The organism is Polaromonas sp. YR568, assembly GCF_900116715.1.
GTDB lineage: Bacteria > Pseudomonadota > Gammaproteobacteria > Burkholderiales > Burkholderiaceae_C > Polaromonas.
This window is the reverse complement of record NZ_FPBM01000008.1, coordinates 125960-138612: the sequence shown is the minus strand read 5'-3', so window position 1 is coordinate 138612 and position 12653 is coordinate 125960. Positions and strand designations below refer to the sequence as shown.

General features: G+C 64.5%; 12 protein-coding genes. 4 read left to right on the top strand and 8 right to left on the bottom strand.

The genetic code is table 11. The features are described from left to right. Positions 1-9: 9 nt before the first annotated feature. From BM408_RS16960 to BM408_RS16935, 6 genes are all read right to left on the bottom strand, one after another. The gene (locus BM408_RS16960; RefSeq protein ID WP_092131232.1) at positions 10-1194 is read right to left on the bottom strand and encodes a DSD1 family PLP-dependent enzyme; all 1185 of its coding nucleotides are present in this window, start codon (positions 1192-1194) and stop codon (positions 10-12) included. Positions 1195-1264: 70 nt separating this feature from the next. Beyond that, positions 1265-1942 carry a histidine phosphatase family protein gene (locus BM408_RS16955; protein WP_092131230.1) on the bottom strand — a complete coding sequence of 226 codons (678 nt, stop codon included), beginning with the start codon at positions 1940-1942 and terminating at the stop codon, positions 1265-1267. Between the two features lie 2 nt (positions 1943-1944). Continuing rightward, positions 1945-2559, bottom strand: coding sequence for a DUF4136 domain-containing protein (locus tag BM408_RS16950; protein ID WP_092131228.1), 615 nt, complete (start codon positions 2557-2559; stop codon positions 1945-1947). A gap of 22 nt (positions 2560-2581) precedes the next feature. Next, entirely contained in the window at positions 2582-3532 is a 951-nt protein-coding gene (gene ttcA, locus BM408_RS16945) for a tRNA 2-thiocytidine(32) synthetase TtcA (protein WP_092131226.1), read from the bottom strand. 20 nt (positions 3533-3552) lie between these two features. Further along, positions 3553-3924: a dihydroneopterin aldolase gene (locus BM408_RS16940; protein ID WP_092131224.1), complete on the bottom strand. Its 372-nt coding sequence runs from the start codon at positions 3922-3924 to the stop codon at positions 3553-3555. Between the two features lie 54 nt (positions 3925-3978). After that, positions 3979-4767, bottom strand: coding sequence for an SDR family oxidoreductase (locus BM408_RS16935; protein ID WP_092131222.1), 789 nt, complete (start codon positions 4765-4767; stop codon positions 3979-3981). An 87-nt stretch (positions 4768-4854) separates the two neighbouring features. On the opposite strand from BM408_RS16935, the gene BM408_RS16930 reads away from it, so the two are divergent. The 3 genes from BM408_RS16930 to BM408_RS16920 are packed head-to-tail and all read left to right on the top strand — an operon-like array spanning position 4855 to position 7144. Next, positions 4855-5961, top strand: coding sequence for a class I SAM-dependent methyltransferase (locus tag BM408_RS16930; protein ID WP_092131220.1), 1107 nt, complete (start codon positions 4855-4857; stop codon positions 5959-5961). A 9-nt stretch (positions 5962-5970) separates the two neighbouring features. Next, a complete protein-coding gene (locus BM408_RS16925; protein ID WP_092131218.1) occupies positions 5971-6165 on the top strand; it encodes a DUF2905 domain-containing protein in 195 nt (64 codons plus the stop codon). A 19-nt stretch (positions 6166-6184) separates the two neighbouring features. Continuing rightward, positions 6185-7144 (top strand): ROK family protein, encoded by a 960-nt coding sequence (locus BM408_RS16920; protein ID WP_092131216.1) that lies wholly within the window; start codon positions 6185-6187, stop codon positions 7142-7144. Between the two features lie 675 nt (positions 7145-7819). On the opposite strand, the gene BM408_RS16915 is transcribed toward BM408_RS16920, so the two are convergent. Next, complete coding sequence (locus BM408_RS16915; protein ID WP_092131214.1) at positions 7820-9706, bottom strand: M48 family metallopeptidase; 1887 nt, start codon at positions 9704-9706, stop codon at positions 7820-7822. A 122-nt stretch (positions 9707-9828) separates the two neighbouring features. Continuing rightward, positions 9829-10464 (bottom strand): 5-formyltetrahydrofolate cyclo-ligase, encoded by a 636-nt coding sequence (locus BM408_RS16910; protein ID WP_092131212.1) that lies wholly within the window; start codon positions 10462-10464, stop codon positions 9829-9831. 10 nt (positions 10465-10474) lie between these two features. Here BM408_RS16910 and BM408_RS16905 point away from each other — a divergent pair, with 10 nt between their 5' ends. Then, on the top strand, positions 10475-12604 hold the full coding sequence (locus BM408_RS16905; protein ID WP_371327027.1) for a lytic transglycosylase domain-containing protein: 2130 nt from the start codon (positions 10475-10477) through the stop codon (positions 12602-12604). Positions 12605-12653: the final 49 nt, after the last annotated feature.

Here is a 12653-nt window from a genome sequence, read left to right as displayed (position 1 = left end):
AACAGGTTCTCAGGTCAGCGCGCCGCGCGCATCCACCCGGAAGATGCGCTGCACGGTGCCGGTGCGCAGGCCGCCGGTCACGCCGATCATGGTGTCGTGCAGATTGACGGTGGGGTCGCAGTGGCCGGGAATCAGCCACAGCATGCGGCCCAGGCCGGGCAGGCGGTGGCTGTCGCCGGCGGCGCGCAGGATGCCGTGCTCGTCGCCGCCGTTGAAATATTCGAGTTCGCTTTCGGTGTCAAAGGCATGCACCAGCGGCATGCCTGAATCGATCGCGTGGCTCTTGTGGCCGGCGTCGCACACCGCATGGCCGCTGTGCGTGCTGACGACCTGGGTCTTCACAAACAGCGAGTGCTCAAACTGCGGCTGGGCCGGGTCGCGTTCGTTTTGCGCATAGTCGGCGTCCATGAACATGAAGGAGCCCGCCTGGAGCTCGCCGTACACGCCGCTCGCGGCCTCCAGCATCAGACTGCCGGTGCCGGCGCCGGTGACCAGCTCTACCGTGACGCCCTGGGCTTCGATCAGTTTCTTGGTCAGCACCACGGCCTCGACGGCCTTGGCGATGGCGTCGCGCCTTTCCTGGGCGCTGCGCATGTGCTGGGCCTTGCCGTGATAAGCCTGCAGGCCCGCAAAACGCAGGGCCGGGTGTTTGCGGATTTCCAGCACCAGCGTGACGGCGGCGGCGCCGGGCTCGACCCCACAGCGCCCCTGGCCGACATCGATCTCCACAAACACATCAATCACGGTCGCGCCGGTCTTGTGGGTCAGGCGGGCTTCGGTCATGGCCTGCGCCAGGCGGATCACGCCTTCGGTGCTGTCCACCGCGATGGCCAGCTGGCCGCCCTGGGCCGCGACTTTTTGCGTCAGTTCCGCCACGCGGGCCAGCTTGGCAGGGGCGATCACTTCGTTGCTGATGTAGATGTTGTAGACGCCGCCGGCCACCATGGCTTCGGCTTCGGAGGTTTTTTGCACACACACGCCGACTGCCCCGGCCTTGATCTGCATTTTGGCCAGCGAAGAGCACTTGTGCAGCTTGGCATGCGGACGCCAGCGGATGTTGTGTTTTTTGGCAAATTCGGCCATGCGCGCCAGGTTGCGTTTCATCGCGTCCATGTCGATGACCAGGGCGGGCGTGTCAATGTCGTTGACCGGTTTGCCGATCAGGTTGGCGAGGTGGGGTGGCAGGGTGCTCATGGGTTGCGTGGTGTCTCTTCTGCTATTTATTGTGCGCTTGTTGTTCGTTACCCGGCTGCTTGTCGGCCATTTATCGGGCATTGAGCGGATTGGGGGTGCTACCACCTGCAAATCCGTTGTCGTCGTCCAGTGTGTCGTCTTCCAGGTGCTGGGTGTCGGCCCAGCCCACCAGCGTAAAGCCCTCGGGTGTCCAGAGCAGGCGGTTAATGGCCGCATTGCCCAGCGCCCAGGTGCGTGGCGCCTGGATGTCCAGCCGCGTCGCGGCGCGGTAGAGCACGTCCATCACGCCGCCATGGCCGACCATCGCGATCAGCTCGCCCGGGTGTTCGGCCGCCAGACGCTCGGCAGTGGCCACCACACGGCTGCGCAAGTCGATCAGCGACTCGCCGCCGGCCGGCGCGAACTCCGGGTCCCGCTTGCGCCAGCGCATTGACTGGTCGGGCAGCAGGGCCTCAATCTCGGCAAAGGTCTTGCCTTCAAAGTCACCAAAGCCGCGCTCACGCAGGCCTTCTTCGCGCGTCACTTCAATGCCCTGGATGCGGGCCAGGTACTGCGCTGTTTCCCACGCGCGGGTCAGGTCGCTGGCGTAGATGGCCGAGATGGGTTCGTCCGCCAGCGCCAGCGCCATGCGCTCGGCTTGCTTGCGGCCGGTTTCGTTCAGCGGGATATCGAGATGGCCTTGAATGCGGGTGTCGACATTCCAGGTGGTCTCACCATGGCGAATGGCAATGATGCGCGTCGGTTCCATGCTTACCTTGGTATTTCGACGTTCACGCGGCGCGTGCCGGCGGGCGGCTGCGGAAAGCCGCGCAGGGCCGAGTCCAGCATGGCGGGCAGCACGGCCAGGGTATCGCCCCAGACGCCGTCATGCAGGGCGCGTGTTTCAAATACCACCGTGTTGGTGCCGAGGTCACGCATCAGCAGGGTCAGGTCGCGCTTGTAATACGGCTCCGAGAAGCGCATCGGGAAGGACAGGCCCACCGATGCCCCCCGGCTGCCGCCGCCCAGGAACACGCCCGGCGCGCCAAAGCCGAAACCGTCATAGGGGCTGTCATAGGGGTAGCGCTCCACCACCTGGGTGTTGGCAACCACCTGCACGCTGTAGCGCGCAACCGGCGAGTTGAGCTCCATGCCCACCTTGGCCAGCGCGGTGCGCGTCAGGCCTTCCACCAGGTCCTGCTGGCTGCCCACGGCTTGCTGCGAGGGCAGGCGCTCAAAGCGGTAAGGCGTGCCAGGCGCGGGGGGCGCGGCTTTCCAGCTGTAAAAAGCGGTGACATCGCTGTCGACCATGCGCAGGGAAGAGCAGCCGCCCAAAAAAAGCGCCATGGCCGCCATCGCAAAAACAAGGGCAAATGATCGTTTCATCAGGCCTCCGTGTTGAGTGCAATCAGTGGGGTTTGATGCCGATGACCGACAGGCCCGGCAGCACCGGCTCCTTAAACTCTTCGGCATCAAAAGCCTTGTCGCCATCGGCATCGGCCACACCGGTCGCTTTGATGGCCTTGAAGTCGTGGCGCTTGTTGTCCATCAGGTGCGAAGGCACGATGTTTTGCAGCGAGGCAAACATGTTCTCAAGCCGGCCGGGAAATTTTTTCTCCCATTCGCGCAGCATGTTGCCGACCTGCTTGCGCTGCAGGTTTTCCTGGCTGCCGCACAGCGTGCACGGAATGATGGGAAATTCGCGCACCTGCGCCCAGCGCGTCAGGTCTTTTTCGGTGACGTAGGCCATGGGGCGGATGACGACGTTTTTGCCGTCGTCGCTCACCAGCTTGGGCGGCATGCCTTTGAGCTTGGCCGCAAAAAACATGTTGAGGAAAAAGGTCTGCAGCATGTCGTCGCGGTGATGGCCCAGCGCGACCTTGGTGCAGCCGAGCTCACCCGCCACGCGGTACAAAATGCCGCGGCGCAGGCGCGAGCATAGCGAGCACAGCGTCTTGCCCTCGGGGATCACGCGCTTGACGATGCTGTAGGTGTCCTGGTTCTCGATGTGAAAGGGCACACCCAGCTTGCCCAGGTAGTCGGGCAGGATGTGCTCCGGAAAACCGGGCTGCTTCTGGTCGAGGTTGACGGCCACCAGCTCGAAGTTGATGGGCGCGCGCTTTTGCAGCTTGAGCAAAATGTCGAGCATGGCGTAACTATCTTTGCCGCCCGAGACGCACACCATCACCTTGTCGCCTTCTTCAATCATGTTGAAGTCGACAATCGCGCGGCCGACTTCGCGGCAAAGGCGCTTTTCAAGTTTGTGGTCTTCGCGCTCTATCTTCATGCTGTTTTGCACGCGTGCGGAGCTTTCCTGTTGCTCAAACTCCGCAACGGCTTCTTCCCAGACTGCGCTCATATCGTTGGCTCCCATCATGTTCACCACTGCCCTGTCTCGACGCGAATGGCCACTTCGCAGTCGTCAAAAATTTCAAGTTTGGCGATTTTCACCCGCACGCCCAGCACGCCGGGCAGCTGCATCAGCCGGTGCGCCACCTTGCCGATCAGGCTCTCCAGCAGGTTCAGGTGCTCGGCCGTGCACTCGTTGATGATGATCTGGCGCACCTTGCGGTAGTCCAGCACATGGTTGATGTCGTCGTCGTGGGGCAGCAATGGCTGCGTGCCCAGGTTCAGCTCGGCATCCACCTGGATGGGCTGCGGCTCGGTTTTTTCGTGGTCCAGAATGCCCAGGTTCGCGTCGAAACGCAAGCCGGTGAGATTCAGGATTTGGGTGCCCCGGGTATTGAACATGGCGCCAGTCTGTAATGGGTGAGGTGCAGGGTGGTGTCAGCCGTTGCCGCCGGCTTACATCAGCGAAAAATCGCGTTCGAATTTCATCAGGTGCTGGCCGCCGTCTACCAGCAGCGTGGTGCCGGTGATGGAGCGGTTTTCCAGCGCGAATTTCACGGTGGCCGCCACATCGGCGGGCGTGGACGAGCGGCCCAGCGGCGAGAGCTTGTGCCGCGCTTCGAACTGTGCGTCCGTCAGCAGGTGGCTGGTCAGCGTCAGCCCCGGCGCCACGCCGACCACGCGCACCCGGGGCGCGAGCGCCAGTGCCAGCATGGTACCGGCGGCCTCCAGGGCTGCTTTGGAGAGGGTGTAACTGAAAAAATCGGGGTTCTGGTTCCAGAGCTTCTGGTCCAGCAGGTTGACGACTGCCCCCTGGGCACCGCTTTCGCCGCCTTCAGCGCGCGTGAGGACATGGGCATGCAGCGCCTGGGCCAGCAGCACGGCCGCGCCGGTGTTGGTGTGCAGGTGCTTGTCCAGGGCGGCGAAGCCGAAGCTGGCTGCGCTGTCGTGCTCGAAGGTGGAGGCGTTGTTGACCACCGCATCCACCCGGCCCATACGCGCCACGACGGCCGGCAGCAGGCCGCGCACCGCCGCCTCGTCGCCCAGATCAGCGTGAAAAGCGGCTGAGACCCCCGTCAGTCGGGCGCAAGCAGCTACTGTTTCCATAGCGTCCGCCTCGGAGCCGCGGTAGTGCACCGCCACCTGCCAGCCGCCCGCCGCCAGCGCCAGCGCGATGTCACGCCCCAGCCGCCGCGAGGCGCCGGTCACGAGGACCACGGGAGAGGAAGACGGGACTGCAGGCATGGCTGGGATCAAATGGGCTGAGGTGAAGGGGGGAGGGGGCCGGGGGTATCGCCGACAATTGCAGGCGCTGACACACATGACCCCCAAATGACCACGACGGCCAATCCCCCCATTTTACCGACCGCCCTTGCCGCGCACATTGCCGGGGCCATTGAAGCCGCCGGCGGCTGGCTGGGCTTTGACGCCTTTATGGCGCTGGCCCTCTACACCCCGGGCCTGGGTTACTACGCCAACGACTCGCGCAAATTCGGCCTGATGCCCGGCACGGGCAGCGATTTTGTCACCGCACCCGAGCTCTCGCCCCGCTTCGGCCAGACTCTGGCCCGCCAGGCGGCCCAGGCCCTGGAGGCCACCGGCACAGCCGAGGTCTGGGAGTTCGGCGCCGGCTCCGGCGCGCTGGCGCTGCAGGTGCTGGACACCTTGGGCGACCGGCTGCAGCGTTACACCATCGTCGATTTATCAGGCAGCCTGCAGGCGCGCCAGCGTGAACGCCTGGCCGCTTACGGCGACAAGGTGCAGTGGGCGACTGAGCTGCCGCCCAAAATGCGCGGCGTGGTGCTGGGCAACGAGGTGCTGGACGCGATGCCGGTGAAGCTGCTGTCGCGCCTGGGCGGCATTTGGCATGAACGCGGCGTGGTGGTGCATGAGGGCGGTTTTCTCTACGCTGACCAGCGCACCGATCTGCGGCCGCCCTTCGAGGTGGAAGGCGCGCGCGACTACCTCACCGAAATCCACCCTCAAGCCGAAGGTTTTGTCGCCACGCTGGCTGACCGGCTGGAGGCCGGGGCGGTCTTTCTGCTCGACTACGGCTTCCCCGAGCACGAGTACTACCACCCCCAGCGCAGCATGGGCACGGTCATGTGCCACCGAGGCCACCTGGCCGACGCCGACCCGCTGGCCGATGTGGGCAGCAAGGACATCACGGCACACGTCAACTTCACCGGCATTGCCCTGGCCGGCCAGGAGGCCGGGCTGCAAGTGCTGGGCTACACCAGCCAGGGGCGGTTTTTGCTCAATTGCGGGTTGGTAGATGGCATGGAAGGCGCCAGCCTGGAGCAGCGTGTGATGGTGCAAAAGCTCATTGCCGAGCATGAGATGGGCGAATTGTTCAAGGTAATCGCTTTTGGTGCCAAAGGCACTGCGATATGGGAGCCTATGGGCTTTGCCGCTGGCGACCGCATGCATACGCTCTAAACTGCTTCAATGATCCGCTGGTTCATCGTCATCTTCCTGGCCCTGATGCTCATCAGCTGGTTCACCCCGCTGCTGCACAAGCTGGGTTTTGGCAAATTGCCCGGTGACCTGCGTTTCCGCTTGTTCGGGCGCGACTGGTTCATACCCCTCACCACCACGATCCTGCTGAGCTTTATCGCCAGCCTGATCTCCCACCTGATCTGAGAAAAAAGGTGCCTTCACGATGAAAGCTTGCGTCGACCTGGGAGGCACCAAAATCGCCGTCAGCCTGGTGGACGCCAGCCCGCAGATGAGCCTGGACGAGGCCTTGTCGGCCCTGCAATCGCGCCGCATGGAGCCCACTGAAAAAGCCGGCCCACCCGACACCGTGGCACGCCAGGTGCTGCGCATGCTGGGCCAGGCTTGCGAGGCCGCCGGCATCCGCGAGCAAGACATAGCGGCGGTGGGCGTGTCGTCCTGCGGCCCCTTTGTGGTGGCCGGCGGCATGATTGAAGTGTCCAACCCCAATATTTGCGGCGGCATGGCTGGCCCGGCGCGCGGCCTGCCCAACGACTGGGTCAGCGTGCCGCTGGAGGCCCCGTTGCGCCAGCGCTTTGCCGGTGTCCGCATCGAAAACGACGGCGTGGGCGCCCTGCAGGCTGAGCGCCGCTGGGGTGCTTTGCAGGGCGTGGACAGCTGCGCCTACGTGACCTGGAGCACCGGCATCGGCTTTGGCCTGTGCGTGGACGGCAATATCCTGCGCGGCAAACACGGCAACGCCGGCCATGCGGGCCATACCTTTGTCAGCGACAGCGACGACACGCTTTGCGGCTGCGGCAATGTGGGCGACCTGGAGGCGCTGGTCGCCGGCAACGCGATCGAGCGGCGCTTTGCCGGCCAGGGCTATGCCGGCGCCACAGCGCTCTTTACCGCCGCACGCGCCGGCGAGACCGCTGCGCTGGCCATCGTCGACGAGCTCTGCCGGGTCATGGGGCGCGGCCTCTACAACCTGGTCGCCACGCTGGACCTGCAGCGCATCAGCCTGGGCGGTGGTGTGTTCTGGAACAACCGTGACTTCTTGCTGCCTCGCTTGCAGGCGCAGTTGCGTGGGAAGTTGCCGGCGCTTACCGGCGGGGTTGAGGTGGTGGCGGCGGGGCTTGGGGAGAGGGTTGGGGATTTTGGGGCTTTGGCGTTGGTTAGTTAAGGGTTCTTGGTGTTTTTTTGGCTTCCGCCGGGGGCGCTGATTTGGTTTTGCCGTTGTGCTCTCTGCTGAGGGCGGCTGGCCGGGGTCGCCCGGCATGCGACTCACTTTTCTTTGCTTCGCCAAAGAAAAGTAAGCAAAAGAAAGGCGACCCTACTGTCTGCGTCCCTTCGCTGCGCTACGGGCAACCTGCGGTGCTCGGTCCAGACGGGGTCAAAAACAACTCGCCTTCGGCTCAAACAAGTTTTTGCCCTTATCCGTCTGGACCTCCGCTCCTCGGCGCATACAGAAGGGGTGGGGGACGGGATACCAAATACCGAACAGCCGAATACCAATACCTGAAGAAACAAGGACTCGCCATGGCGAGTCCTTGTTGGTATTTGTCTTTGGTATTTGGTCCCCGCTCCCGTTCCCGATTGCCCCGTCCTGGCTGGGCCGAGGAGCGCAGAGACAAGCGGATCAGGGCAAAAACTTGTCTGAGCGCAGCGAGTTGTTTTTGACCCCGCTTGGCTCGAGCACCGCAGGTTGCCCGAAGCGAAGCGTAGGGACCCAGACTGCGGGTCGCCTTTTCTTTGGTGACTTTCTTTTGGCGAAGCAAAAGAAAGTTACTGGCCGCCGGGCCACTCCCGGCCAGCAGGAGTCAGAGGAGGGCACACCGCCGGAGCAAGACCGGCGCAGTTACCCAGCCAACTGCGCCCTCATAACCTCATGCCGATGCCGATAAACCCCAAGCGCCGCCTTGAACGGCTCCCGCTGCGCCCCAATGCCAGGCAGCTTCACCTTGGTGCTCTTGGCGCCCAGCAAGCCTTTTTCATGCAGGGTGATGGTCAGCACATCGCCGCCAAAACCGTTCTCATACGCGAGGTTTTTGACCTCATCCCAGGAGAGTTCATCGGGCTTGCCGGGCAGTTGCAGGCCACTGTAGGTCACGCCGATTGCCAGCGTGCCCTTGAGTGGGAATTGCACAGGGGGAAAGTAACGCAGTACCAGCGCGCGCTCCATGTCGTTGTCGGGCAGGTAGCGGTAGGCCAGGGTGCGTTCATGGTCGGCGGCAAAGCCCTGCTCGTAAGTGGCCCACAGGCGCTGCTCGATTTGCGGCGCGGTCTGTATGTCGTCGGCCCAGGTGCGGGTTACCGGCTCGGTCACGACGGCGGCAAAGGCTTCGGGCTTGACGAAGTGGCGCACGTTTTTCATGCGGTCCAGCATGGCCGGGTGTGAGTCGAAGGGGTGCGGCACGCTGGCCGAGCCCATGGCTTTGACGAATTTTGCCGATGCGGCATACGGCGCCAGGCCCGAGGCCACAAACTGCGCGATGCCCAACTGCTCGCTGTGCTGGCGGTCATGCTCGAACAGCTCGCGCTCTATCTCCGAGCGGTAGCTGTCGTAGGCCGCGATCTTGATCAGCGACTGCACGATGGCCTGCGGCGAGACCAGCTTGGCGGCGGTGCGGTCGGCCTTGAACTCGCGTTCGCGGCTGTCGCGCATCAGCGCGAACTCGAAGATCACCCGGTACAGGTACATCAGGTGATAGACCACCACCGTCAGGCCGCCGCCGCGCATCATCGCCAGGTAGTGGTCGTACTGCACCAGCTTGGGCCCCAGGCGCGCGCTGCTGGCGGCGTCGCCGCCGCGAAAGTGGGCCAGCTCGTGCCCCAGCACGGCGTCGGCCTGTGCGCGGTCCAGCAGGCGCAGCAGCGGCAGGCTGACAAACAGCGTGCGGCCGCTGAGGGTTTTTCCGGCCACGGTGAGCGGCGCCTCGGTGACAAAAAAGTTGGTGTCTATGCCCGCCACGATCTGTTTGGGCGGCGCGGTTTTCAGGCGCGCGGCCAGCGCGCGGGTGTTGGCCCACAGCCCCGGCGCATCGCCGTCGCTGACCAGCTCGCCCGCGATGCTGTTGCCCGGCGCCGGGCGGCGCAGCAGCCCCGTGATGGCGAAGAACACCGCAACCACCACCACCAGGCCGATCACCGCGATCAGCTTGATGGAGTAGGAATGAAAGAAAAAGGCCGTGATCCAGAACGACAGCCAGACCAGCATGGCGCCCTGCACCAGAATCTCCAGCGCGCTGGCCAGGCTTAGCATGCGCCAGCCCAGCACAAAGCTCAGGTACTGCGCCTTGCGGTTCCAGAACGCCACCGCGCCCAGCAGCAGCTCGGCCAGTAATACCGCCACACCGGCCAGGATGGTCCACCAGGCGATCTCGTGCGCGGCGTAAAACTGCCAGACGTCGGTATAGCGTTCGCAGAGCGAGTCTTTGTCCCGCTGCAGTTCCGGGTCGGTGGTTGCGCACAGGCTGGAGGCAGGGTGGTCACGGTAGAACGATTTGATCTGCGCCTTGTCTTCAGGCGCAAGGCGCTTGTCCTGGTCCACCTGCCGCGTTATCGACTGGGTAATCGAGCTGTCCAGCCGGGGCTGGGCGTGGTTGACGAACAGCAGCGTGGCCACAGGCACCAGAAAAAGCGAAACCAGCGCCAGCGCCAGAACCTTGAACAGGTCTTTTCGGACCCTGCTGCCGACGCTGTCCCTGCTGCTTTCAGCCGCGCCGGCTGTATTGCTTGCCGCCATACCTGCTCCCTGCACTGTTTTGCTTGTTTTGGTAATTTTTACCGAAATGCCTTGACCGATATGCCTGTTTCAGCCTTTGCCGCCTTTGCCGCCTCTGCGCGTGGCTGCCGCGCGTCCGGCGTTCAAACCGGCCAGACCACGCCCTTGTCGTTGAGGATGGCGTCCAGCGGAATGTCGTGCGGCTCGGGCTCCATGTCCGGCAGCCAGCCATGGGTGTATCCAAGGCCCACGGTAAAGGGCCGCGGCTGCAGGGTGGCAAGCGTGCGGTCATAAAAGCCGCCGCCGTAGCCCAGCCGGTAACCGCCTGGCCCGTAACCCACACAGGGCACAAACAGGAGCGTCGGGACAATCACTTCCGTGTCCTTGGGCTTGGGGATGCCGTAGGCGTCTTCCTCCATGGGGCAGCCGGGGTACCAGGCGTGAAAGGTGAGAGTCTTGTGCAGCTTGTTGACCACCGGCAAGCCGATCTTGCGCGGTGACCGGGCGGCGATGCTTTCCGTCGCCAGCTGCGCGGATTCGACCTGGGCCAGCGCTGGGTTGGAGGAGCCCTGGCTGAGGATGGCATCTTCCTGCCAGCGGTACAGCGCCGGCAGCGGGTCGAACTCGCCCTTGATGGGCCAGTAGGCGCCAATCACCTCGTGGGTGGAACCTACCAGCCAGATGCGCATCACACGTTGCAACAAATCGGCCCGCTCCAGGCGGTCGGGCATGTTCAAACGGGCTTCAACCAGTGCCTTGCGGGTGCTTAATTTGTCCATAATGTCCCAGATGCTATACAAATTTCTTAACAACCCGTTGCGCACGGCAGCCCTGCCCGCTTTTTTGGCCGCAGTGATTTCGCTGGCCTTGCCTGCCTCTGCGGCTGCGCAGACCGCCATTCCCTCCGGAACCAGCGCCGGCGACAGCGTGATTGTCGAGATGAACAAGGCCTTCAAGCGCGGCGACAGGGGCCGCATGGCGCAACTGCTGCCGCAAGCCAGGGGCCATGCGCTGGAGCCATGGGCCGCCTACTGGGAACTCAAAACCCGCCTGGGCGAAGCCGGCCCGCAAGAGGTGCAGGATTTTTTCAGCCGCTACGCCGGCACCTACCAGGAAGACCGCCTGCGCAATGACTGGCTGCTGCTGCTGGGCCAGCGCCGCGACTGGGCCGGCTTTGCCGCCGAGTACCCCAACTACCGCATGAACGACGACAAGGAAGTGCGCTGCTACGCCATCCTGGTCGAGCACCTCAAGAACCCGGCCATTGATGCGCGCCTGGCCGATGAGGTGAAGAAGAACTGGTATGCGCAGCGCGAGGCCGACGACGGCTGCACCTCGGCTGCCGAGCGGCTGGTCGGCGCCAAAAACCTCACGCCGCAGGACGTCTGGGTCAAAGCCCGCCTGGCCACCGAAGCCAACCGTCCGCGCGCCGCGCGCGACGCGGTGCAGATCGTCGCGCCCGACGCCGTGGGCATGGTGAACGACCTGAACGCCAGCCCGATCAAGTTCCTGGCCGGCAAGCAATTGGCGATCAGCAAGGCGCGGCGCGAAATCATCACGCTGGCGCTGATCAAGATGGCGATCTCCGACACCGAAGGCGCGGCCTTCCAGGTGGAAAACAAATGGGGCATGCAGCTGAACACCGAAGAGCGTAACTGGGTCTGGGGCGCGATAGGCCGGCAGGCCGCCACCAAGCTGGGCACGGTGCCCGCGAGCGACGCGCTGCAGTACTTTGCCAAGGTCACCAAAGACACCGACCTCAGCGACGACATGCTGGGCTGGAAGGCCCGCGCCGCACTGCGCGCGGGCGCCCAGCCCAACTGGGCGCTGGTGCTGGCCGCCGTCAACGCGATGAGCGAAGACGCACGCAAAGATCCGACCTGGAGCTACTGGAAAGGCCGCGCTCTGCTGGCCACCGCGCCGCCCGACGCCGCGCCCAAGGCCCCGGTCGCCGTGGCCACCACGCCTGGCGTGACGCAGACCATCAGCACCGGCATCACCATCGCGCCGCAGCGCGCCGAGGCCCTGGCGCTGATGCAGTCGATTGCCTCGCCGCGCGGCTTTTACGAGCAGCTGGCGCTGGAGGAAACCGGCCAGAAGATCACCGTGCCGGCCAAGCCCGCGCCGCTCACGCCGGAAGAAAAAGAAGTGGCCCGGCTTAACCCGGGCCTGAACCGCGCTGCCTACGCCATCGCCATTGGCCTGCGCCCCGAAGGCACGCGCGAGTGGAACTACACCACCAACCTGCACAAGCGCGGCGGCATGGCCGACCGCGAGCTGCTGGCCGCCGCCCAGTTCGCCTGCGACCGCCAGATCTGGGACCGCTGCATCAACACCAGCGAACGCACCAAGGCCGAGGTGGATTTCGACCAGCGCTTTCCGATGCCGTTTCGCGATGCCGTCACCCAGCGCAGCAAAACGATTAACCTGGACGCGGCCTATGTGTACGGCCTGATCCGCCAGGAAAGCCGCTTCATCATGGACGCCCGCTCCGGCGTGGGCGCGTCGGGCCTGATGCAGGTCATGCCCGCCACGGCCCGCTGGACGGCCAAAAAAATCGGCCTCGAAGGTTTCACGCAAGACCAGCTCAACGACCGCGATACCAACATCGCCATCGGCACGGCCTACCTCAAGCTCGCGCTGGACGACCTCAACGGCTCCATGCCCATGGCCGCAGCCGCCTACAACGCCGGCCCTGGCCGCCCGCGCACCTGGCGCAACGGCCCGGTGCTGGACGCCGCTATCTGGGCCGAGAACGTGCCTTTCAGCGAAACGCGCGACTATGTGAAGAAGGTGTTGTCCAACACGACCAACTATGCGGCGATCCTGACGGGGCAACCGCAGTCGCTGAAGGCCCGGCTGGGCACGGTCGGGCCGCGGGATGCTTCGCAGCCTGAGCCGTATAAGGATCTGCCTTAATTTGCCTTGAGCGCCGTAGGGCGGCGCCTCGAATAAAACAAGGCCCGCG